We start from the raw sequence: 23238 nt of genomic DNA, 5'->3' as shown, positions 1-23238 counted from the left end.
GACGGAAGGAAATACCATGAAAAAGTTATTCGCAATGATGATGTGCAGCGCGCTGATGCTGGGCGTGGCCGGCGCCAACGCCGCGGACGGCATGAGCAAAGACGCGATGAAAAAGGACGGCATGAGCCAGATGTCGCACGACGGCATGGCGAAAGATGGGATGAAGAAAGAGTGCATGGGCAAGGACTGCATGAAGAAAGACAAGATGGGGAAAGACGCCATGAAAAAGGATGGCATGGCGAAAGACGGTATGGCCAAAGACGGCATGAAGAAAGACGAAATGAAAAAGGACGCGATGGGGCAGTAAGCCGCCGTACCCCGCGGCCGCAAGCGGCAAACCGCGGCGGCCGCGGGCAACATAAGGAGAGAGGACGATGTTGGCGACATGGCTGAGGCGCTTTCGGCGCTCGAACGGGGACGTTATCTTTATGCGCGCGGCGCTGGTGGTGATCTTCGCCGCCTTCGGCTACGCCAAGTGGTTTGATTACGAAGCGCAGGGACTGGTGCCACTGATCGGCAACAGCCCGCTGCTGAGCTGGATGCACCAGGCGTTCGGCATCCGCGGCGCCAGCTATGCGCTGGGCGTCGCCGAGTGGAGCTTCGGTTTGCTGCTGCTGGCGGGATTCTGGTCGCGGCGGCTGGGGTTGCTGGGGGCGATCGGATCGACGGTGACCTACCTGACCACGCTGACGCTGATCTTTTCCACGCCGGGCGCCTGGGAGCCCTCCGCCGGCGGTTTTCCGGCCATGGCCGGCGCCACCAGCTTTTTAATCAAGGATCTGGTGTTGCTGGCCGGTTCCCTGGTGCTGTTGAAAGCCGATTTGCCGGCCGAGCAGGCATAAAAAAGGGCGTAGCCTGGCTACGCCCTCTCGTTATTGATTGACCGTCACATATCCGGGAAGGTCAGGGTGCCCCCCGGCGCTTCGCGATGAATGTGCAGGAAGTTCAGGTGCTTCTCATACTGGTCGAGGATATCGCCAATCACCTGTTCCTTGCTGTAGTCCATCAGGTCGTTGCCCTGGGTGCCTTCCATCAGGAAGGTTTCCAGCCGGTAGTAGTGCGACTTGCCGGAGCGGGCGCGGTAGGTGAAGCCCGGCACCGAGTAGCGCATCGGCCAGATCTGATAGATGAAGTTCTGTTCCTCGCCCAGGTGCACCAGCAGCTCCAGGTGGTTCAGGCGTTCGTCTTCGGTCGGCGGCACTTCGCTGAACTCCACTTTCGCGCCGCGCAACTCCAGCTCGCGCGCCACGTCCTGCATCGCCGGACGGCAAACCTTATCCAACATTTTCTGCGTGTACTGCGTGCCCGGGTAGTTCATCACCCGCGACAGACGCTGTTTCCAGTTGAGCACGTCGTGGCTGGAGACCGGCACCGGCGCCAGGGTGCTGAGCGCGCTGGCCTTGCGGTAGTCTTCCACCCGCAGCGATTTATACAGCCCGGCCATCACGAAGAAGATCACGAAGCTGAACGGCAGGCCCATGATTACCGTGGTTTTCTGCAGCGCCGGCACGCCGTCGGTCATCAGCATGCCGATGGTCAGCAGGCCGATGGCCACCGACCAGAAAATCCGCAGCCAGTTCGGCGCATCATTATTGATGTCGGCCAGGCGCGAGGTGAAGTTGCCCAACACCAGCGAGCCGGAGTCCGCCGAGGTGACGTAGAACAGCAGGCCGGTGATGGTGGCCACCGAGGCGCTGAAGGTGAAGCCGGGGTATTGCGCCAGCAGGCTGTAGAAGCCGCGCTCCGGGAACTGCATCACTTCCTGAGCAAACTCGGCGTTGCCGTGGATGATCTGGTACAGCGCGCTGTTGCCGAAGATAGACAGCCACAGCAGGGTAAACACGAACGGTATGATCAGCGTGCCGACCACGAACTGACGAATGGTGCGCCCGCGCGAGATGCGCGCCAGGAACAGGCCGACGAACGGCGACCACGCCACCCACCAGGCCCAGAAGAACAGCGTCCAGTTGTTCATCCATTCCACCGGCCGATCGAAGGCGAAGCTGTTGAGCGTCATGCCCATAAAGCGGTTGACGTAATCGCCGACGTTAAGCACCAGCGCGTTGAGCAGGAATTCGGTGTCGCCGAAGAACAACACGAACAGGATCAGACCCAGCGCCAGCAGCACGTTCAGCTCGGACAGGATGCGGATGCCCTTATTGACGCCGGAAGTCACCGAGATGGTGGCCATGATCACCGACAGCAGAATCAGCGAGCCCTGCACCGTCAGGTTTTCCGGGATCTCGAACAATACCTTGAGGCCGTAGTTGAGCTGCACCACGCCGATGCCCAGCGTGGTGGCGATGCCGAAGATGGTGCCGAGCACCGCGGCGATGTCCACGCTGTGGCCGATCGGGCCGTTGATGCGCTTACCGAAGATCGGGTACAGCGCCGAGCGGATGGTCAGCGGCAGATTGTAGCGATAGCTGAAGTAGCCGAGGGCGATGCCCATCAGCGCATACATCGACCAGCCGGTCAGGCCGTAGTGGAACAGCGTCCAGACCATCGCCTGGCGCGCGGCCTCCAGCGTTTGCGCGTCGCCTTCCGGCGGCATCATGTACTGGGTCACCGGCTCGGCGACCGAGAAGAACATCAGGTCGATGCCGATGCCGGCGGCGAACAGCATCGCCGCCCAACTCATCAGGCTGAACTCCGGCTTGGACTGCTCGGGCCCGAGCTTGATGGAACCAAAGCGCGAGGCGGCGATAAACACCACGAACACGATGTACAGCGTCGCCGCCAGCAGGTAGTACCAACCGAAGGTGGTCGATACCCAATTCAGCGTGCGGGTGATCCACTGCCCGGAGAAGTCGGTGAAAAAGATGGTCATCAGCGAGAAGGCCAGGATCAGCCCCGCCGAGGTGAAGAAAACCACAGGGTTGAGGCGGTCCTGCTGCGGTTTGGAGGAGGTTTCGCGTGTTGTCATCGTCATCCTCTGAACTGAGTAAAATCGTGCCGCTCCGCATTTCGGGGCGCGTTGGCGCCGCCGGAAAACGGGCGAATGAAGGCGGCGACCATCCCCATGGGAATGGCCTGAGTAACGCCGCTTTCGCCTGTTGCTGAAGCACCGGAGCGCTTCGCGGCGGGAACCGCTTACAGCCACTGATTTTGGTCAGATTCGTTAATTACCTCACAAAAATCAGCCAGTTCCACAACCAGATAGTACAAATTTTTAACCAGGCGGCAATAAAATATATGCAATTTTTATTGAACGTTCAATCAAAAAAAAGTTTAATAGTCCTCATGATGACCTGAATCACGGGCGAAACGGCAGTGAAATTTGCCCGCTGAGATAAGGCCGAAGTCGGTTTTGTGAGAGTCGAAATATGCCAAAGGTAGGAATGCAGCCAATCAGAAGGCAGCAGTTGATTGATGCCACGCTCGCCGCGGTAAACGAAGTGGGAATGCATGACGCCACCATCGCGCAGATCGCGCGGCGGGCCGGCGTTTCCAACGGCATCATCAGCCATTATTTCAAGGACAAGAACGGCCTGCTGGAAGCCACGATGCACTATCTGATCAGCCATCTGGGCGAGGCGGTGAAGTTGCGTTTGCAGGCGCTCACCGATAACAGCCCGGCGGCGCGGCTGCAGGCGATCGTCGCCGGCAACTTCGACGACAGCCAGATCAACAGCGCGGCGATGAAGACCTGGCTGGCCTTTTGGGCCAGCAGCCTGCACCAGCCGCAGCTCAACCGGCTGCAACAGGTGAACGGCCGCCGGCTTTATTCCAACCTGTGCGCCGAGTTTCGCCGCGTCATGCCGCAGCCGCAGGCGCGGTTGGCGGCCAAGGGGCTGGCGGCGCTGATCGATGGGCTGTGGCTGCGCAGCGCGCTGCGCGGTTCGGCGTTCAATCAGGCGCAGGCGCTGGCGCTCACGACCGAATACATCACGTTCCAACTCCGGGGGCAAACGCCGCCCGGAGGCTAACTCAAGGAGATCCTATGTCCCGTTTTGGCTTGCAGAAGCTCTATATTCATGGCGCCTATGTAGACAGCACCGCTGGAAAAACCTTCAACGCCATTAATCCGGCGAACGGCGAAGTTCTGGCTGAAGTCCAGTCCGCCGGCGCTGAAGACGTCGATCGTGCGGTGGCCAGCGCGGCCAGCGGGCAGAAGGTGTGGGCGGCGATGACGGCGATGGCGCGTTCGCGCATCCTGCGTCGCGCGGTGGATATTCTGCGCGAGCGCAACGATGAGCTGGCGGCGCTGGAAACGCTGGATACCGGTAAAGCGATGTCGGAAACCACCGCGGTGGACATCGTCACCGGCGCCGACGTGCTGGAGTACTACGCCGGCCTGATCCCGGCCATTGAAGGCGAGCAGATCCCGCTGCGCGATACCTCGTTCGTCTACACACGCCGCGAACCGCTGGGCGTGGTGGCCGGCATCGGCGCCTGGAACTACCCGATTCAGATCGCGCTGTGGAAGTCCGCGCCGGCCCTGGCGGCGGGCAATGCGATGATTTTCAAACCGAGTGAAGTCACGTCGCTGACGGCGCTGAAGCTGGCGGAAATCTACACCGAAGCCGGCCTGCCGGACGGCGTGTTCAACGTGGTGACCGGCAGCGGCGCGGAGGTGGGGCAGTACCTGACCGACCATCCGGGCATCGCCAAAGTCTCTTTCACCGGCGGGGTGAAAACCGGCAAGAAGGTGATGGCCAACGCGTCGGGTTCGACGCTGAAGGAAGTCACCATGGAACTGGGCGGCAAGTCGCCGCTGATTATCTTCGACGACGCCGATCTGGATCGCGCCGCCGATATCGCCATGATGGCCAACTTCTACAGTTCCGGCCAGGTGTGCACCAACGGCACCCGCGTCTTCGTGCCGGCGGCGCTGCAGGCGCAGTTTGAGGCGAAAATTCTCGAGCGCGTGAAACGCATTCGCCTCGGCGATCCGACCGATCCGCAAACCAACTTCGGGCCGCTGGTCAGCTTCGCGCACATGGAATCGGTGCTGCGCTTTATCGAGAGCGGCAAAAACAGCGGCGCGCGCCTGCTGTGCGGCGGCGAACGCGTCACCCACGGCGAATTCGGCAAGGGCGCTTATGTGGCGCCGACGGTATTCAGCGACTGCCGCGACGACATGGAAATCGTGCGCGAAGAGATCTTCGGACCGGTGATGAGCATCCTCAGCTACCAGAGCGAAGAGGAAGTGGTGCGCCGCGCCAACGACACCACCTTCGGCCTGGCCGCGGGCGTGGTGACCCACGATCTGGCCCGCGCGCACCGCGTGATCCACCAGCTGGAAGCCGGCATTTGCTGGATCAACACCTGGGGCGAGTCGGCGGCGGAAATGCCGGTCGGCGGCTATAAGCAGTCCGGCGTCGGCCGCGAAAACGGCCTGACCACGCTGGAGCACTACACCCAGATCAAATCGGTGCAGGTCGAGCTGGGCGAATACGCCTCGGTATTTTAACTATCCCCGTCGTCTTTCAAGCTACAGCGTTGTTGGCTGCGAGCGCAGACCCCAGTCACTTACTTGAGTAAGCTCCTGGGGCTCTGCGCCCTTGCCGCCTAGCTGTAACTCGAAATCCATAGGGGATATATCCTTTTTTTGCATCCAAAACTGCCTTGATATATTCAGCATGCGGAATTCAAGCCATTCGCATCATTCAGGCATATGAATATTTAGGAGATAATGAATGGAATTTGACTACATCATTATCGGTGCCGGTTCCGCCGGCAACGTGTTAGCCACCCGATTGACCGAAGACGCCGACGTCAGCGTCCTGCTGCTGGAAGCCGGCGGCCCGGATTACCGGATGGATTTCCGTACCCAGATGCCGGCCGCGCTGGCGTTTCCGCTGCAGGGCCGCCGCTATAACTGGGCGTATGAAACCGATCCTGAGCCGCACATGAACAACCGCCGGATGGAATGCGGCCGCGGCAAAGGGCTGGGCGGTTCATCCCTGATCAACGGCATGTGTTACATTCGCGGCAACGCGATGGACTTCGACAACTGGGCCAAGGCGCCGGGTCTGGAAGACTGGACCTATCTGGACTGTCTGCCGTATTTCCGCAAGGCGGAAACGCGCGATATCGGCCCGAACGATTACCACGGCGGTGATGGCCCGGTGAGCGTCACCACGCCGAAGGCCGGCAACAACGAACTGTTCCACGCCATGGTGGAAGCCGGCGTACAGGCGGGCTATCCGCGCACCGACGATCTGAACGGTTACCAGCAGGAAGGATTCGGCCCGATGGACCGCACCGTGACGCCGAAAGGGCGCCGCGCCAGCACCGCCCGCGGTTATCTTGATCAGGCGCGTTCACGGCCGAACCTGAAGATCGTCACCCATGCGCTGACCGACCATATCGTGTTCGAGGGCAAGCGCGCAGTGGGCGTCAACTATCTGCAGGGCGACAGCAATCAGCTGACCCATGCCAAAGCGCGCCGCGAAGTGCTGCTGTGCGCCGGCGCCATCGCCTCGCCGCAAATTCTGCAGCGTTCGGGCGTCGGCCCGGCGGCGCTGCTGAAAAGTCTGGACATCAACGTGGTGCACGATCTGCCGGGGGTGGGGGAAAACCTGCAGGATCACCTGGAGATGTACCTGCAGTACGCCTGCAAGAAACCGGTGTCGCTGTACCCGGCGTTGCAATGGTTTAACCAGCCGAAGATCGGTGCGGAGTGGCTGTTCAACGGCACCGGCATCGGCGCCAGCAACCAGTTCGAGGCCGGCGGTTTCATTCGCAGCCGCGCAGAGTTCGCCTGGCCGAACATTCAGTATCACTTCCTGCCGGTGGCGATTAACTACAACGGCAGCAACGCGGTGAAAGAGCACGGCTTCCAGGCGCACGTCGGTTCGATGCGTTCGCCGAGCCGCGGCCGGGTGCAGGTGAAATCGAAAGATCCGCGCCAGCATCCGAGCATTCTGTTCAACTACATGGCGACCGAACAGGATTGGCAGGAGTTCCGCGACGCTATCCGCATCACGCGCGAAATCATGGCGCAGCCGGCCTTGGACGAATACCGCGGCCGCGAGATTAGCCCAGGGCCGGAGGTGCAGACCGACGAGCAGTTGGACGCCTTCGTGCGCGAGCACGCCGAAACCGCCTTCCACCCGTCCTGCTCGTGCAAGATGGGCGAAGACGAAATGGCGGTGGTCGACGGCCAGGGCCGGGTGCACGGCATGGAAGGATTGCGGGTGGTGGATGCGTCAATCATGCCGCTGATCATCACCGGCAACCTGAACGCCACCACCATCATGATCGCCGAGAAGATCGCCGATCGCATTCGCCAGCGCACGCCGCTGCCGCGCAGCACCGCCGACTACTACGTCGCCGGCGATGCGCCGGTGCGCAAGCAGTAACCGACACGCCCTCTCGCCGTTGAGGGGGAGGGCCGCCGTAGCAAGCAACCCCTCTCCATATGCTCTTCCCCAAGGCGAGGGGGCAACTCTCTTTTATCCCTTATCCCATTATGCCGCCGGCAGCGAGATCGCCTGATCGAAACTGGTGGGCGTCGCCATGCGCCACATGCGGGCGTAGAACTCGCTTTTGATCTCCGGCTGCAGCAGCGCGCCGGGCTCCAGGTAGTAATAGATATCGGCGTACACCTTGATCTCGGTCGGCGTGATGCGGCGCAGCATATGGTGCGAGGTCAGCTGCTCCGGGCGGCTGACGCCGGCCGCCGCCAGCATGTCCGCCAGCGCTTTCACCGTATTTTGATGGAAGTGGTAGACGCGTTCCGCCTTGTTCGGCACCACCAGCGCCTTTTGCCGCAGCGGATCTTGCGTCGCGACGCCGGTCGGGCAGTGGTTGGTGTGGCAGCTTTGCGACTGGATGCAGCCGACGGCGAACATAAAGCCGCGCGCCGAGTTCACCCAGTCGGCGCCGAGCACCAGCACGCTGGCGATGTCAAAGGCGCTGATGATCTTGCCGCTGGCGCCAATCTTGATTTGGTCGCGTAGGCCGCAGCCCACCAGCGTGTTATGCACGAACAGCAGCCCTTCGCGCAGCGGCATGCCCATATAGTTGGAGAGTTCGAGCGGCGCGGCGCCGGTGCCGCCTTCCTTGCCGTCCACCACGATGAAGTCCGGCAGGATGCGGGTGTGCAGCATCGCCTTGACGATGGCGACGAACTCCCACGGGTGGCCGATGCACAGCTTGAAACCGACCGGCTTGCCGCCTGACAGCTCGCGCAGCTGTTGGATGAACTGCATCATTTCCAGCGGGGTGGTGAAGGCGCTGTGCGAAGCCGGCGAGATGCAATCCACGCCTTCCGGCACGCCGCGGGTGGCAGCGATTTCCGCATCCACCTTCTTCGCCGGCAGAATGCCGCCGTGGCCGGGTTTAGCGCCCTGGCTGAGCTTGATTTCAATCATTTTCACCTGCGGGCTTTGCGCTTGTTCGGCAAAGCGGCGCGGATCGAAATGGCCGTCGGCGGTGCGGCAGCCGAAATAGCCGCTGCCCAGCTCCCACACCAGATCGCCGTTGTTTTCGCGGTGATAGCGGCTGATGCTGCCCTCACCGGTGTCGTGGTAGAAGTTGCCCTTGGCCGCGCCGAGGTTGAGCGCGCGGATGGCGTTGGCGGAGAGCGCGCCGAAGCTCATGGCCGAAATGTTGAAGATCGACGCGGAGTAGGGCTGGCGGCAATCGGCGCCGCCGATGGTGATGCGGAAACTGGTTGGGTCGGCGGCTTCCACCGGCCGCATGGAGTGGCCGATGCACTCATAGCCGGTTTGGTAGACGTCCAGCAGGGTGCCGAACGGTTTGTCACCCATCTCATTTTTCGCACGGCGATACACCAGCGTGCGCTGGGTGCGCGAAAACGGGATCTCTTCATTATCCTGCTCGAGGAAATACTGGCGCAGTTCCGGGCGGATGAACTCGAAGAAGAAGCGCAGGCGGCCGATGATCGGGTAGTTGCGGCAGATGGCGTGGCGCTGCTGCGTGAGATCGTAGATACCCAGCACCATCAGGCAACCGCAGGCCAGGGCCGGCAGCCAGAACCACGGATGGTTGTGCATCATGATCAAGAAAACCAGGGTGAGCAAGATGCTCAGCACAAAGCAGGTATAGCGGCTGAATAAGGACGACTTCATAACATCTCCTGATGTTTATTTTAATCCACACGACATGACTCACGGATAATCCGTGTGCAAATCGTAACCAACAGGAGAGGATGTTGTGTGTCTGTTTCTGCTTTGTCGCCGGTTGTTACATTAATTTAACCTGGCGGAAGGGGGTTGCCGCGCGGCGTGCCGCGCAACAAGCCAAGATATTTATTTTCCGGCGACGAAGATGGTGCTCATGCTGCGCAGCCGCAGCTTTTTCATCGCGCTGTATTTTTGCGAGAAGATGGTTTTCGGGTGCGTGCCGCGTTTTTCCGCAATGTGCAGCAGGCTGTCGCCGCGCAGCAGATTGAAGATCACGTCGCTTTCCGCCGGGCTGAGCTCGCGGGTTTTCTGCACCCGGATGCCGCCCGGTTCCTTGCTTTCCAGCAGCCGCTGGATTTTTTCCTGCAGCGAATAAAGCGGAATGCGGGTAGAAACCAACTCAACGGAAATCCCCAGGATCGACAGCAGTTTCACTACGCGCTCGTCGTCATAGAACACCAGCAGGCGCGTCTTGCTGTTGTATTGCTGGTGCAGGGACACCAGGCTTTCTATCACGTTGACGCTCTGTTCCAGGTTTTGCGAGGTGAAAATCAGCGCGATATCGTGCTTGGTGATCTTCTCCGCTTTGGCGCCGCCATGCATGAAATCGGAAAACAGGCGGATATCGTACGCGCCGTAGTGTTTCTTCAGCAGCACCGACAGGCCAACATAGCTGTACTTACACTCACTAATCACAAGAACGTTGTTTTTAGACATAGGGCAAACACCAATACCGAGTTAAAAGTATTCAGCTGTAAGAAGCGAGTTCAAATCCTTGATGCTGGATTCCTTCCACAGCTTTCCCTGCAGTGCGTAATATGGCATTTCATCCAGCCATTTCTTGTGTTCGGGAGTTTCAACTCCTTCGATAATTACCTTGTAATGATTAAGGTAAAAGAAGCGCAGTAACGCGCGCATCAAGCCCTCGCCGCCGGACTTTTTCATAAAGTCCCAAAGCAAAAAACGGTCGAGCTTAACGAAGCGGAACTGGCTGTTGTACAACGCGGAAAAACCCGCATAGCCAGAACCAAAATCATCGAGCCAAAATGAATAACTATTCAATGACGGATCGCCGTGCACGCGATCTTTCACCAGCCGGGTTGAATTCTCGCTGATCTCAAAATGAATACAGCGCAGGGCATTAATTCTTTCGGCAAAGTGAGTATTCGCCAGCGATTGCAGGGAATAATCGTCAACATTCAAAGTGGCTATCACTTGGTTTTCATGAAACCAGTGTTTGTATTTATCGATCAGATTGATCTGATCCATCAAAATCTCAATCCGGGTTGCGCTGTCGGCGTGACGAAAGAACTGTTCAGGAGAAAAATGGGCGTATTCGCTATTAAACGTAAAGCGAGACAGACATTCAACGGCCAGCAATTGTCCCGATTTCGCGAACATTGGCTGAAAAACATAATTAATGCCGTTATTTTTCTCTCTGAAAGAACCGCTCATTTCCCAATCCTTGGATTGATATTTAACTTGTTGATTTTAAATGGTTAAAAAGAAAGTTACTCCAGGTTTATTGGTAAATTTCTTATTTAAAGCGTCAGGATGGCCGAAACGTGTCGACAGACCATTAAACGCGTAATTCGTGCCAAAGTCCAAACGTCGCAATATGTTACTAAGTGTAAATATTCGGGATAATATTCTGATTTTCAGGCCTTAACGCAAAATCTTGAACTCTGCAGCTTTCCCAAACACAGATTATTCCTATTCATATGAATCGTCAACATCGATCGATAGGTATCCGCCGATAGTTTATTCCTATCAAGAGGGGGCTTATGAATGTTTTAAACGATTTAACATTAAGAATATGCTTAGTCTATATTTCGTCCGGCAATGAGTTCATCGAGGCAACGCTCCTTTTCAGCAAGGGAGTGCTATCGCTGAGTGTATGCTCAGTGGCGGCAATATATATATAAGCCCGCCACTGAATCGATTATTTTATTGTTCTATGGAGCTGGAAATGAAAAAAGTATTATTGCCTTTGGCTGCCCTGGTATTGTCTGCAACTGCTTCCAACGCAATGGCAGCAAACGGCAACGTTAAATTCACCGGTGAAATTGTACAGTCCACCTGTAAAGTTGTTGATAAAGACCAGAATAAAGAAGTTTACCTGGGTAAATATCCTACCACCGCTTTCCCAACTGCCGGTTCTACCAGCGGTGCTAAAGCTTTCGATATCAGCCTGGAGAAATGTGAAGCGGGTAACTACACCCTGCGTTTCGACGGTAACACCCCAGCCGGCCACCCAGAGCTGTTGGCTGTAACTGGCGGCGCGACTGGCGTTGGCGTTGAAATTCTGGATAACAACGGTTCTACTCTGCCAATCTCTCAGGAAGTGGCTACCCCAGCTACCGTAACCGTTGCTGCTGATGGCGATAACCCAGGCGCTGCGACTTTCAACCTGCGCGCTCGTTACAAATCCTTCCAGGATCTGGTAACTGCCGGTCAGGCAAACTCTAACGCTACCTTCACCATCGAATACAAATAATTCGCTGGCAGGATAGATAGAGTTATTGGCCAAGGATGGCTAAATTTTGAGAGTTGAGACATTCCGATGAAAAAAATTCTGACTGGTATTTTATTCGCATTCTCTGTTAATGCCTTTGCCGGCATTCAGGTTGATGCGACGCGTGTCATCTATAACAGTGCAAGTAAATCCGCATCGCTCTCAATCAGCAATGACAGCGACGATACCTACATGGTGCAAACCTGGCTGGATACTGGCGATGCAAGCCAGATGCCTAAGAATTTGCCGATCGTGGTGACGCCACCCATTTTGAAGCTGGCTGCCAAGAAAGACGCCATTTTGCGTTTTATCTATTCCGGCAGCGGTTTGCCGCAGGACAGAGAATCTCTGCTCTGGGTCAACGTACAGGAAATTCCGCCAACGCCTAAGCAAGATAACGTGCTGCAGGTGGCGATCCGTACCCGTATCAAACTGTTCTATCGCCCGGATTCGTTGAAAACCAACCTGCAACAGCAGGCGGAAGCGCTGAAGTGGAAGCGCCAGGGCGGCAATTTAGTCGTGACTAACGATGGCCCGCTGTTCGTCACGCTGGGCGTGCTGAACCTGAAGAGCGGCGGCAAGAGCTGGAAAGTGAACGCCGACATGGTCAAGCCACACGACAGCCTGCGCATCTCCCTGCCTCAGGGGGCGCAATCAGCCAACACTATGTCGTTTACCTATATCAACGACTATGGCGGTCACACCGAGATTAAAAACGTCGCACTGAATTGATTTGAAGCACTTCAAGGAATGAAAGAAATGGCACACAAAAGAATAACAACCCTCGCGCCAAAACGTTTGGTGAAGCTGATTAATGGTGTAATTTATTTTTCTGCTGTGCCTTTTTCATTCTCACAGATGGCCATGGCGGAGGAGCAGTTCAACACCTCCTTCATCCATGGCGATGACAATATCGCCCAGGTGGCGTCGTTGGCCAGCGGGGATGATATTCTGCCGGGTAAATATCCGTTTGATATCTATCTCAACGGGCAGCGTATCGATCACCGCGAAATCGAGTTCAAGAAAGAATCCAAAGACTCTCCGGTAGCGCCGTGCCTGACGGCGGTGGACTACCAGGATTACGGCGTAAAGCTGCCCGGCGATCTGACCACCGCCGGTGCCGCGCAATGCTACGCATTGCCACAACAGATCTCCGGCGCCAAGCTGAGCTATGACGCCGCCGTACAGCGTATGGATCTGGAAGTGCCGCAGGTGTTTCTGATCCCGCGCCCGCAAGGCGCCATTTCGCCGAAAGTTTACGATCGCGGCATCAATGCCGGCTTTGTTAACTATAACTTTAGCGGCACTCATAACCGCTACGGCAACAACCAGAACGACAAGACTTCCGACTATTACTTCCTGAGCCTTAATAATGGCCTCAATATTGGCGATTGGCGCCTGCGCAACAACTCGACGTTGAACCAACAGTCGGGCGCCGGTACGCATTGGAAGAACATTTCCAGCTGGGCGGAAACGGACATCGTTTCTCTGCGCAGCCGTCTGGTGATCGGCCAGACCAACACTAATAACAATGTTTTCGACAGCATTCAGTTCCGCGGTGTGCAGATGTCCAGCGCCGACGACATGCTGCCGGAAAGCCAGCGCGGCTATGCGCCGGTGGTGCGCGGTGTGGCGACGACCAACGCGCGCGTTGAAGTGCGTCAGAACGGCTATACCATTTACAGCACCAACGTGCCGCCAGGGCCGTTTGCGCTGACGGACATTTTCCCAAGCACCCTGAGCGGTAACCTGGACGTGACGGTTATCGAAGCCAACGGTTCGAGAACCTCTTTCGTCGTGCCGTTCTCCTCGGTGCCGAACATGCTGCGCGAAGGGATTTGGAACTATCAGCTGACCGCCGGTAAATACCACGATGGCACCAGCCGCTATCAGCCCAAGTTTGTCCAAGGCACCTTGTCGCACGGTATGGCGTATGACATCACGCCTTACGGTGGCGTGCTGGTGGCGGAAAACTACCGTTCAGCGGTCGTGGGCCTCGGTAAAAACTTGGGGAACTGGGGGGCTGTCTCTTTTGATATGTCCTATTCCGACACCAACCTGGTGAACGGCGATGACAAGCAGGGGGAGAGTTTCCGTTTCCTGTATTCCAAGTCGCTCAACGATTGGGGGACGGAATTCCGCATTGCCGGTTACCGTTACTCGACCTCCGGCTATTATGATTTCTCCGATGCGGTTGCCGAGCGCGAACGCTATGAGAACGGTTATTACCGTAACGATTACTACGATCAAAACGATCGCAACCTGGGCGTGCCGGACTGGGCGGAATCTCGCCGTCGCAGCTATTACACCAGCCGTTTCAACAACAAACGCCAACGTGTTGAGCTGTCTGTCAACCAGCGCATCGCCGGTAATTCGACGCTGTACGCCAACGTCAGCAACCAGTCTTACTGGGGCGGATCCGGCGAAGACCGCACCGTACAAACCGGTTTCAACAGCAGCTATAAAAATATCAGCTATGGCGTCTTCTATCAGGACAGCCGCAGCAACTACGGCTATAAAGACCGCAGCGTCAACCTGACCGTATCGATTCCGTTCAGCTTCTTCAGCAAGGATTCGTCGGACATGACCGCCAGCTTCAACGCCGGCCACAGCAAGCAGAGCGGCAATACCTACAGCGCCGGCCTGAGCGGCACCGCGCTGGATGACAACCGCTTGAACTATGCGGTGCAAAGCGGTCATGATCGTTATTCGGGCCAAACCAGCTCGGCCAACGTCGGTTATCAGGGCAGCATGGGGACCATCAATGCCGGTTATAGCTACAGCAAAGATTATCAGCAGTCTTCGTTGGGCGTGGCGGGCGGCATCGTCGCACACTCCGGCGGCGTGACGTTGACCCAGCCGCTGCAGAATACGTTTGTGCTGGTGGAAGCCAAAGACGCCAAGGGCGTTCGTATCGAAAACCAACCGGGTGTCGCCATCGACCGCTTCGGTTACGCGGTGATGACCTCTGCGTCGCCATACCGCCATAACCGCGTGGCGCTGCGCACCGAAGATATCGGCAACGGCCTGGATATCCCAATGGCGGCGAGAGACGTGGTGCCGACTTACGGCGCAATCACCCGCGTGAAATTTGAAACGCACACGGGCCAAAGCCTGTTGGTACACAGCAAGATGGCCGACGGCAGCGTACCGCCGATTGGCGCCAACGTCTTCAGTGCGGACGGCAAGAACAACGGTACTGTCGGTACCAACGGCGATATTTATATTTCAGGGGCTTCCGCAGGGGATCGCCTGCTGGTGAAATGGGGCAACGACGCGGGCGAAAGCTGCTCACTGGTGGTGCCGGAATTGAAAGCGGCGACCGAACAGCTAATGGGTTATCAGGAACTTTCGCTGACCTGCGGAAAACCGTAAAAGGAAAGGATATGTCTTCTTTGTTAAAGCACAAGAATCTCGGGTTGGCGGCTGGGCTGCTGGTCACGCTGGGCGCGTTTTCGCAGAGCAGCTATGCGCTGTCGTGTAAGCAGAACGGCAGCATTCGCCAGGATATCGTGCTGGATAAAGCCATCAAGGTGTCGACCGCCAATACCGCGCCGGGCGCGTTGCTGTGGCGTTCGCAGACCTTTACCTCGACCTTCCAATGTACGGATGACTGGAACAACCCGAAAGGGGAAAATGCCTACCTGTACTGGGATCCGCAGTCCCGGATGAGTCAGATCCATAATTCGATCGAAGTGGGTGTCACTTATCAGGGGATCGATGTCAAACCGACTAAAGGCGCACGTCAGGACGTCGGTCCCGGCACGGAATGCCGCCGTTCGGGCAGCCGTTGTTTGTCTCCGGCCAGATCGCTGACGGTAACCGTGTCTTACGCCATCTATATTAAAGCAACCGGCAAGGCGCCGCCGGCCGGCGGCAAGATCAACGACAACAACTCGTACTCGGTATTTCAGGTTGATGGCGTCGGCGGCTTGAACGGCACGCCGAACAGCAACTTTAACGCCTACATTTCCGGGCTGGGCAACATTCAGTTTATTTCCTGCAACCCGAAAATCACCGTGGTGGCCAACAACGGTTCGACGGTGAACTTCGGCACTATCCCGCGTCAGAATGCGGTGGTGGGCAAAATCGAGAAGCAGGTGCCGTTCTCGGTGGCCGCCAATATGTCCGATCCGACGACCGGACAGGACTGCCAGGGGGAGACGCTGCAGGCCAGCTTCAGCAGCACTTATCCGCTGCAGGATAACAGCGTGATCCTGCCGACCAGCGACAGCGGCTTCGGTATTTTGATCTCGCAGGCGGCGACGCCAAATACGCCGATCATGATGAACAGCCCGGTCGATCTGGGCCTGGTCAACGGCACCATCGTTGAAAAGAACTTTATGGCCAGCCTGAAATGGTTGAGCACCAACCCGAAAGTGGGGCCGTTCAGCGCATCGGCGAATATTGACGTCACCTTCAAATAATTCGGTGCCTGGTCAATAAAAGAAAGGGTTCAGTTCTCGCGAACTGAACCCTTTTTTGTGCCTTATACCGCGCTGATTAACGCAGCCCCATCCAGCTGGTGCAAACGCCTTCCGGCGGTTTGCCGGCGTACCAACGGGGCAGCGTAGGGGCATCATGGCGCGGTTCGGCCTGCATTTCTATCGGCTGCGCCGGCCATTCTGCGACGTCCCAGCGGGTGGTGCGGCGATACACTGCTGGGGTTTTGCCGAACTGTTTCTTGAAGGCGCGCGAGAACGAAGGCTGAGAGTCGAAATGGTATTGCAGGGCGATATCCAGGATCGGGCGTGGGGTGGAGCGCAGCGCCTGCGCCGCCTGCGACAGGCGCCGCTCGCGGATATAGCTGCCGAGCGCGTGGCCGGTGGTGCTGCGGAACATGCGCTGCAGGTGCCATTTGGAGTAGCCCGACTTGGCGGCGACGTTATCCAGCAGCAGCGGCTGATCCAGATGAGTTTCAATCCAGTCTAGTAAATCGTGAATGATATTGACGCGATCCATGGTTTTAGTTCTCCCGCAAAAACGACATTCAGGTCACAGTGACTTAGCTTAATTATCCAAGTATATTCTTTGATAATAGGCGTGAGTGCGCCGTTACGCAAGGGTAAACCGGGGGTAAAAAGGTGGCCAAAAATGCTCTTTGAATGGCAGGGAGATAAAAGAAAGGCCGCATAAAGCGGCCTTTTCAGTAGGAAGTGACGGAAAATCAGTTAGTTTCTGGTTTCACTTCAATGTAGTTCAGACCCAGTACGCTGCTGGTGTAACCGCGGATCTTGTTGGTCATCTCGATATCGCCGTTCAGCTTGTGGCCGTAGGACGGGATGATCTCTTTCAGCTTACTCTGCCATTCCGGCGTCGCCACTTTGTCTTTGAACACGGTTTCCATCAGGTGCAGCATGATTGGCGCAGCGGTGGAAGCGCCCGGCGAAGCGCCCAGCAGAGCGGCGATGCTGCCGTCTTCAGAGCTGACGACTTCGGTGCCGAACTGCAGCACGCCGCCTTTATCCGCGTCTTTCTTGATGATCTGCACGCGCTGGCCTGCGGTCCACAGCTTCCAGTCTGCCTGCTTGGCGTCCGGGAAGTACTCTTTCAGCGCGGCGAAGCGATCGTCGTCGTTCATCATCAGCTGGCCGACCAGGTATTTCACCAGATCGAAGTTATCCAGACCGACGTGGGTCATCGGCATCAGGTTCGAGGTGCTCAGCGAGTGCATCAGATCGAACAGCGAACCGTTCTTCAGGAACTTGCTGGAGAAGGTGGCGAACGGCCCGAACAGCAGCACGCGCTTGCCGTCCAGCATGCGGGTATCCAGGTGCGGCACGGACATCGGCGGCGAACCTACGCTGGCCAGGCCATACACTTTGGCCAGGTGCTGGTTGGCGATCGCCGGGTTGGTGGTGACCAGGAACTGGCCGCCGACCGGGAAGCCGCCGTAGCCGTCGGCTTCAGGGATGCCAGATTTCTGCAGCAGGGTCAGGGACGCGCCGCCTGCGCCGATGAACACGAATTTGGCGTTAACGGTGGTTTCTTTGCCGTCGCGGTTCAGATCGGCAACGGTCACGCTCCAGGTCTGATCGGCGTTGCGTTTGATGTCGCGCACTTCGTGGCTCAGGTTCAGCTTGAACTTGTCGCTGGCGCTTAGCGCGTCAACCAGCTGGTGGGTGATCACGCCGAAGTTAACGTCGGTACCCAGCGGCATGCGGGTCGCGGCGATTTTCTGCGCCGGATCGCGGCCGTTCATCACCAGTGGCGCCCACTGTTTGATTTGCGCAGGGTCTTCGGAATATTCCATGCCGCGGAACAGGGTGCTGTGCTGCAGCGCCGCGTAGCGTTTACGCAGGAAGTTGACGTTGTCGTCGCCCCACACGAAGCTCATGTGCGGCACGCTGTTAATAAAGGATTTCGGATCTTTCAGGACATTGTTTTTCACCTGATAAGACCAGAACTGACGGGAGATTTCGAAAGACTCGTTGACCTTCACCGCTTTGCTGATGTCGATGGTGCCATCGGCTTTTTCCGGCGTGTAGTTCATTTCGCTGAAGGCGGAGTGGCCGGTACCGGCGTTGTTCCAGCCGTTGGAGCTCTCTTCCGCCACGCCGTTCATGCGCTCATACATGTCGATGGTCCAGGTCGGCTCCAGCTCATGCAGATAGGTACCCAAGGTGGCGCTCATGATGCCGCCGCCGATCAACACCACGTCGACGGTTTTATTCTTCTCTTCAGCCGCCGCCTGCTGCGTAACGCCAAACAGGCTGAGACTGAAAATCAGGACGAGTAATTTTCTCATTGAATTAAATCTCTTGTGTGTAAATTCTACTCATTGCAGGTGAAAGAATTTAGCGGGAGTTACCCTGGAAAATAATGAAGCCGACCGCCCGGCGTGAGCCGATAGGCAGCGATAATGCCTTTTTGTTAATAGGGTATTTAACGAAAAGTGAACTATTGCAGGCCGTCCGGATGCAAATTGATCGGTTCACGTTACTGGCGGGGTATTATTGTTTGCGAGAATGTTAAAAACTACTTTTGTAACTAAAAAAAATGAATATAAGCAAAAATAGGCCGGTTGCTGTCGCAGTAATAAACAAAGAGGGGGGAGAGGCCGTATAACCGCGTTATTTTAGGGGGTTAATTGTCGCGCAATTAAACGTTATTTCGTTATCACACAATAATTGCGGTTAAATTGCAAATACCTATCGGTAACCAATAATAAATGGCCGCCGTTGCGGGCGGCCATCGTGCGGCAGGCGGTTACTGGATGCCCATCGCATCGCGCATGGTGAAGAATAGATCGGTCTGATCGGTCAATCCCACCACGTTGGCGGCGTGCGGGCCGTAGGCCGCGACGCGCAATTGGGTGCCGGTGTGCCCCTGCGATTCTTCTTCCGAGTTGCCGTAGCTGAGGGTCATCGGCGCGCCGTCTTTGGTGGTCAGCAGCTGGGTCAGGCCCGGCGCTTTGGCGCCGGCGGCGACGATCTGGCTGGAGTGCGCATGGTCGGCGGTGACGATCACCAGCGTGTTTCCGTCGGCGCGGGCGAAGGCCAGCGCTTTTTGCACCGCTTCGTCCAGATCGACGGTTTCACCAATCTGCCCGCACGGGTTGGCGGCGTGATCCTGCTTATCGATCGACGCGCCCTCGACCTGCAGGAAGAAGCCGTTCGGGTTATCTTTCAACAGCGCGATCGCTTTTTCGGTCATCGCCGCCAGCGTTGGCGTGGCCGCGGTGCGCGCCGGGTTGTTTTCGCAGGTTACCGCAGGCTTGTCGAGGTTGCCGTGATAGCTGGCTTTTGGCCCCAACCAGCGCACCGGCATGTTGCCGTCGGCGAACAGGCCCAGCAGCGGTTTTTGCTGGTTGGCCAACGTAACGGCCTGCAGCTCATCCGCGTTGCTCACCCATTGGTAACCCTGCGCCGCCGCCTGATCTTTCAGCGATTTTCCTTGCCATTCGCCGCTTTTCGCCAGCTGGTTGAAGGACTTCGCGCCGCCGCCCAGCGTGACGTCGGCGCGGGTCTTCAGCAACTGCTCGGTAATGGAGCCGCGGCCGCCGTTTTCCAGTGCGTTAGCGGCGCATTTCTCGCTGGTTTCCTCCGGGCCGTAGCATTTGCGCGAGGTGACGTGCGACACCAGCGCCGCCGGCGTAGCGTCTTGCAACTCGGCGGTGGAGACGTTGCCGGTGGCCTTGCCGGCCGCCTTGGCGATCTCCAGCAGCGTCGGCTGATCTTTACCGTTCACGTCCACGCCGAGCGCGCCGTTATAGGTTTTCACCCCGGTGGTCCAGGCAGTGGCGGAGGCGGCGGAGTCGGTCACGTAATCCGGCTTGCGGGTTTTCTTGTCCAGCGAGTAGTGGGTGTATTGCCCGGTCAGCGGCAGGGCGTCGATGCCCTTGAAGTAACCGCCTGCGCCTTCAGCGTAGTTGCGCGCGGCGGTGATCTCGGAATCCCCCATGCCGTCGCCGATCAGCAGTATCACGTTTTTCGCCGTTTTGTCCGACAGCGACGCCTTCAGCGCGGCGGTCTGATCGCCGGCCAGACGACGGGCTCCGCCCGGCTCGGCGAGGTTGCCGCGTGCGGCGCGCTCGGTCAGGCCATCAGCATTGGGCGAGGTTTCCGCCGCGATGGCGGAGGAACAGAGCAGGGCGGACAGCACGGCGCCGGCGAGCAGGGATACAGCAGGTTGCATGGGGTAAGCTCCTTGTCGTAATACAACAATATAAATAACATCAAATTGTTACGTAAGGAGAGTAGAGCAGAGGGATGACAATTTTATGACAGCGAAAGGCGGGATGGCCCGGCGGCCACCCCGTTTGGCGTCTCAGGCCGTGCGCGCCGGAATAGCCAGCCCGCGCTGCACCGCCGGCCGCGCCAGACCGCGCTCCAACCACTGTGCGACGCGGGGGAAACTGTCGAACGCCACCAGTTCGCGCGCCTCATAGAAGCCGATCAGGTTGCGCACCCAGCCCAGCAGCGAGATATCGGCGATGGTGTACTCCGCGCCCATGATCCAGTCGCGGCCCTCCAGGCGCGTTTCCAGCACGCCGAGCAGGCGTTTCGATTCGTTTTTGTAGCGCTCCAGCGGCCGCTTGTCTTCATATTCGCGCCCGGCGAATTTATGGAAGAAACCGAGCTGGCCGAACATCGGGCCGACGGCGGCCATCTGGAAGAACACCCACTGAATGGTTTCGTAACGCTGCGCCGGATCCTGCGGCAGGAAACGGCCGCTCTTTTCCGCCAGGTAGAGCAGAATGGCGCCGGATTCGAACAGCGGCAGCGGCCGGCCGCCGGGGCCGTCGGGATCGATGATCGCCGGGATCTTGCCGTTCGGGTTCAGCGCCAGGAATTCCGGCGTCCAGGTCTCGTTGTTGCCGATGTCGATCAGGTGCGCTTCATAAGGCAGGCCGATCTCTTCCAGCATGATGGACACTTTGACGCCGTTCGGCGTCGGCAGAGAGTAGAGCTGCAGCCGTTCCGGATGTTGAGCCGGCCAGCGTTTGACGATCGGGAATTGGGTGGAATCGAGCATGGAAACTCCTCGGGTTGGCGGGGTCGCTTAAGCGTACCCCTAGAGTATTGCAGTAAAACTACCCTGTCGCCGGGTTACACCGTGAGGTCAAAATGTGCGGCCAGCGCTTTTTTACCGGCGGGGGGCAGCTGCAGCTCACGGCTGTCGAGCCGGCGAAGGATCCAGCCGCGTTGGATAAAGACGGCCAACAGCGCTGCGCCCAGCGCGCCGCCGAGGTGAGATCGGCGTTCGCTCCAGTCCAGGCACCCGCAGGCGAAGCGGCGGCGGGTGGGGGCGGGCGAGCAATCGACGCCCAGCCGCGTCAGCGCGGCCTGACCGGCGTCGCTTAACCGGTAGTCTGCTTCGCCGGTCAGCCAGTTCAGCGCATGCAGCCGATCGTGCAGCTTCACCGCCACCTCGCCCGCCATATGGTCGTAGCAGGTGCGAGCATACTGCAGCGAGGTAGGCGTGCTGCTCTTCACCGACGGGCGCGGCACGCCCGCCAGCGCCATCAGGCCTTCCAGCGCTGCGCCCACCGGTTGCCCGGCCAGCCGGAAATAGCGGTAGCGCCCCTGTTTGACGCAGGCAATCAGCCGCTGCTCCAGCAGTTTCGCCAGGTGTGCGCTGGCGGTAGACGGGGCGACCTCGACCGCCGCGCTGAGCTCGGTGGCGGTGTAGGCGCGCCCGTCCATCAACAGGCACAGCATGCGCGCCCGGGTGCGGTCAGCGATGGCAGCGCTCAGCGCCGCTAAACGAGCTTCTATCTCGATGTTATGCATACTTCGAGGTTAGACGAAGTATGACTGCGCGTCCATCGCTAGCCTGTGGCTATCGCATTCTGGTGCTGTGTGTCTGCGTTCGCTGGATATTGATGAGCGGGCGTTGGGCGCCATTCTTACAATGCGCGCGTGCCGGAATTTTACCGTTGAGAGGAGACGAGGATGATCGCCGTGATTTTTGAACTGCAGGCCGCCGACGGGCAGCGGGAGACTTACCTGGAGTTGGCGGCGGCGCTGAAGCCGCTGCTGGCGCAGATCGACGGATTCATTTCCATCGAGCGTTTTCAAAGCCTGGCTGATCCTGCGCGCCTGCTGTCGCTCTCCTTCTGGCGCGACGAGGCGGCGGTGCAGCAGTGGCGCAATCTCGAACAGCACCGGGCGGCGCAGGCGTGCGGCCGTGGCGAGGTGCTGGCGCAGTACCGGCTGCGGGTGGCGGAGGTGGTGCGGGACTACGGGCTGGAGAGCCGCGAACAGGCGCCGCAGGATAGCCGTGGCTATCACCGCACCTGAAAAAAGCCCGCCGGCGGCGGGCTTTCTTCGTCCGTTATTTCGCTTCGCTGCCCACCTTCATCGCCCCGGCGTAGCTGGCGCCCATCCCCCAGGCGGCGCCGTGGTCGCGGGCGATCTGCAATACGCCTCCCGCCGTGGCTTTGCGGCTCCAGTCCTGCTGCCATTCCAGCATCAACGCCACCCAGTTGATGGGCGTGGCGCCCGCCTGTATCAGGCGCTGCATGGCGTTGTTTTGGCTGTCTGGCGTAATGTCGCCGGTGACGTCCGACAGGATATAAACCTCATACCCCTCGCCCAGAGCGGACAGCGCCGGCAGCATCACGCAGCTGGCGGTCCACAATCCGCCGATGATGATTTTCTTGCGGCCGGATTGTTTGATCAGATCCACCACGCGCCGATCCTGCCAGACGTTGATGGCGGTGCGATCGTACACCTGCAGGTCCGGGCGTGCCTGCGTCACCTGCTGGAATACCGGCCCGGCGAAGCTTTTGGCGTTGGCCGAGGCCAGAATGGTCGGCACGTTGAACACCTTGGCGGCCTTGGCGATGCCGGCGGCGTTATTCACCAGATTGGTTTGATCGATAGAGGAAATGGTCATGCCGAACATGTCCTGCAGATCGACCAGCAGCAACAGGCTGTTGTCGGCGGTCAGCGGTTGCACATAACCCGCCTGGCGGCTATCGGCGGCGGGGGATTGCGCCAGCGCGGCGACGGGGGCGGTGGCGGCGCTCAGGCCGAGCATCAGGGCGAACAGGGTCTTTTTCATTATTAACTCCATGATTATCAGTAGATTAAATTCACTTACCACTCAGGGAAGCGGTTGGATAAAGTCTACTGAGGTTGTTGGGGTTAATAATCTGTGTTTTATTGAATTTATAAT

The 23238-nt window shown here is 58.3% G+C and carries 20 protein-coding genes; 10 read left to right on the top strand and 10 right to left on the bottom strand.

Translation table 11 applies throughout. The features are described from left to right. The first annotated feature begins 16 nt into the window (after positions 1 to 16). Both ACJ8KE_RS10540 and ACJ8KE_RS10535 read left to right on the top strand, forming a co-directional pair. Entirely contained in the window at positions 17 to 307 is a 291-nt protein-coding gene (locus tag ACJ8KE_RS10540) for a pentapeptide MXKDX repeat protein (protein WP_016928491.1), read from the top strand. A 67-nt stretch (positions 308 to 374) separates the two neighbouring features. Beyond that, positions 375 to 842, top strand: a complete 468-nt coding sequence (locus ACJ8KE_RS10535; protein WP_016928490.1) for a YkgB family protein — start codon at positions 375 to 377, stop codon at positions 840 to 842. A gap of 44 nt (positions 843 to 886) precedes the next feature. Here ACJ8KE_RS10535 and ACJ8KE_RS10530 read toward each other — a convergent pair whose 3' ends face one another. After that, positions 887 to 2926 carry a choline transporter gene (locus ACJ8KE_RS10530; RefSeq protein ID WP_004939112.1) on the bottom strand — a complete coding sequence of 680 codons (2040 nt, stop codon included), beginning with the start codon at positions 2924 to 2926 and terminating at the stop codon, positions 887 to 889. A 400-nt stretch (positions 2927 to 3326) separates the two neighbouring features. On the opposite strand from ACJ8KE_RS10530, the gene betI reads away from it, so the two are divergent. The 3 genes from betI to betA all read left to right on the top strand — a co-directional run bounded on the left by betI (position 3327) and on the right by betA (position 7310). Continuing rightward, positions 3327 to 3929: a transcriptional regulator BetI gene (gene betI, locus ACJ8KE_RS10525; RefSeq protein ID WP_442517234.1), complete on the top strand. Its 603-nt coding sequence runs from the start codon at positions 3327 to 3329 to the stop codon at positions 3927 to 3929. A 14-nt stretch (positions 3930 to 3943) separates the two neighbouring features. After that, the gene (gene betB, locus ACJ8KE_RS10520; RefSeq protein ID WP_016928486.1) at positions 3944 to 5416 is read left to right on the top strand and encodes a betaine-aldehyde dehydrogenase; all 1473 of its coding nucleotides are present in this window, start codon (positions 3944 to 3946) and stop codon (positions 5414 to 5416) included. A 226-nt stretch (positions 5417 to 5642) separates the two neighbouring features. Continuing rightward, positions 5643 to 7310 carry a choline dehydrogenase gene (gene betA, locus ACJ8KE_RS10515; RefSeq protein WP_016928485.1) on the top strand — a complete coding sequence of 556 codons (1668 nt, stop codon included), beginning with the start codon at positions 5643 to 5645 and terminating at the stop codon, positions 7308 to 7310. Between the two features lie 108 nt (positions 7311 to 7418). Here betA and ACJ8KE_RS10510 read toward each other — a convergent pair whose 3' ends face one another. The 3 genes from ACJ8KE_RS10510 to ACJ8KE_RS10500 form a co-directional block, all read right to left on the bottom strand. Further along, positions 7419 to 9044 carry an FMN-binding glutamate synthase family protein gene (locus tag ACJ8KE_RS10510; RefSeq protein WP_015377182.1) on the bottom strand — a complete coding sequence of 542 codons (1626 nt, stop codon included), beginning with the start codon at positions 9042 to 9044 and terminating at the stop codon, positions 7419 to 7421. 180 nt (positions 9045 to 9224) lie between these two features. Then, complete coding sequence (locus ACJ8KE_RS10505) at positions 9225 to 9815, bottom strand: LuxR family transcriptional regulator (RefSeq protein ID WP_004939094.1); 591 nt, start codon at positions 9813 to 9815, stop codon at positions 9225 to 9227. Positions 9816 to 9836: 21 nt separating this feature from the next. Continuing rightward, the gene (locus ACJ8KE_RS10500) at positions 9837 to 10553 is read right to left on the bottom strand and encodes an EAL domain-containing protein (RefSeq protein WP_016928483.1); all 717 of its coding nucleotides are present in this window, start codon (positions 10551 to 10553) and stop codon (positions 9837 to 9839) included. Positions 10554 to 11067: 514 nt separating this feature from the next. Here ACJ8KE_RS10500 and ACJ8KE_RS10495 point away from each other — a divergent pair. The 4 genes from ACJ8KE_RS10495 (at position 11068) to ACJ8KE_RS10480 (ending at position 16040) form a co-directional block, all read left to right on the top strand. Continuing rightward, the gene (locus ACJ8KE_RS10495; RefSeq protein WP_004939088.1) at positions 11068 to 11595 is read left to right on the top strand and encodes a fimbrial protein; all 528 of its coding nucleotides are present in this window, start codon (positions 11068 to 11070) and stop codon (positions 11593 to 11595) included. Between the two features lie 66 nt (positions 11596 to 11661). Beyond that, a complete protein-coding gene (locus ACJ8KE_RS10490) occupies positions 11662 to 12345 on the top strand; it encodes a fimbrial biogenesis chaperone (protein ID WP_016928482.1) in 684 nt (227 codons plus the stop codon). A gap of 27 nt (positions 12346 to 12372) precedes the next feature. After that, positions 12373 to 14988: a fimbria/pilus outer membrane usher protein gene (locus ACJ8KE_RS10485; RefSeq protein ID WP_028127938.1), complete on the top strand. Its 2616-nt coding sequence runs from the start codon at positions 12373 to 12375 to the stop codon at positions 14986 to 14988. Between the two features lie 11 nt (positions 14989 to 14999). Further along, on the top strand, positions 15000 to 16040 hold the full coding sequence (locus tag ACJ8KE_RS10480) for a fimbrial protein (protein ID WP_016928480.1): 1041 nt from the start codon (positions 15000 to 15002) through the stop codon (positions 16038 to 16040). A 76-nt stretch (positions 16041 to 16116) separates the two neighbouring features. Here ACJ8KE_RS10480 and ACJ8KE_RS10475 read toward each other — a convergent pair whose 3' ends face one another. From ACJ8KE_RS10475 to ACJ8KE_RS10455, 5 genes are all read right to left on the bottom strand, one after another. Next, the gene (locus tag ACJ8KE_RS10475; protein WP_004939075.1) at positions 16117 to 16575 is read right to left on the bottom strand and encodes a helix-turn-helix domain-containing protein; all 459 of its coding nucleotides are present in this window, start codon (positions 16573 to 16575) and stop codon (positions 16117 to 16119) included. Positions 16576 to 16780: 205 nt separating this feature from the next. Then, a complete protein-coding gene (gene mqo / locus ACJ8KE_RS10470; protein ID WP_016928479.1) occupies positions 16781 to 18361 on the bottom strand; it encodes a malate dehydrogenase (quinone) in 1581 nt (526 codons plus the stop codon). A gap of 461 nt (positions 18362 to 18822) precedes the next feature. Then, positions 18823 to 20250, bottom strand: coding sequence for an alkaline phosphatase (gene phoA / locus ACJ8KE_RS10465; RefSeq protein ID WP_033640903.1), 1428 nt, complete (start codon positions 20248 to 20250; stop codon positions 18823 to 18825). Positions 20251 to 20382: 132 nt separating this feature from the next. Next, positions 20383 to 21090, bottom strand: coding sequence for a glutathione S-transferase N-terminal domain-containing protein (locus ACJ8KE_RS10460; protein ID WP_016928477.1), 708 nt, complete (start codon positions 21088 to 21090; stop codon positions 20383 to 20385). 74 nt (positions 21091 to 21164) lie between these two features. Next, positions 21165 to 21848 carry an ArsR/SmtB family transcription factor gene (locus tag ACJ8KE_RS10455; RefSeq protein ID WP_442517233.1) on the bottom strand — a complete coding sequence of 228 codons (684 nt, stop codon included), beginning with the start codon at positions 21846 to 21848 and terminating at the stop codon, positions 21165 to 21167. A 162-nt stretch (positions 21849 to 22010) separates the two neighbouring features. On the opposite strand from ACJ8KE_RS10455, the gene ACJ8KE_RS10450 reads away from it, so the two are divergent. After that, a complete protein-coding gene (locus ACJ8KE_RS10450) occupies positions 22011 to 22358 on the top strand; it encodes an antibiotic biosynthesis monooxygenase family protein (RefSeq protein ID WP_116403713.1) in 348 nt (115 codons plus the stop codon). Between the two features lie 34 nt (positions 22359 to 22392). On the opposite strand, the gene ACJ8KE_RS10445 is transcribed toward ACJ8KE_RS10450, so the two are convergent. Then, positions 22393 to 23124 carry an isochorismatase family protein gene (locus tag ACJ8KE_RS10445; RefSeq protein WP_048796067.1) on the bottom strand — a complete coding sequence of 244 codons (732 nt, stop codon included), beginning with the start codon at positions 23122 to 23124 and terminating at the stop codon, positions 22393 to 22395. Positions 23125 to 23238: the final 114 nt, after the last annotated feature.

Source organism: Serratia sp. CY56464 (assembly GCF_052168435.1).
Lineage (GTDB): Bacteria > Pseudomonadota > Gammaproteobacteria > Enterobacterales > Enterobacteriaceae > Serratia > Serratia marcescens.
The sequence above is the reverse complement of the archived record's forward strand: the minus strand, read 5'-3'. Positions and strand labels throughout refer to the sequence as shown.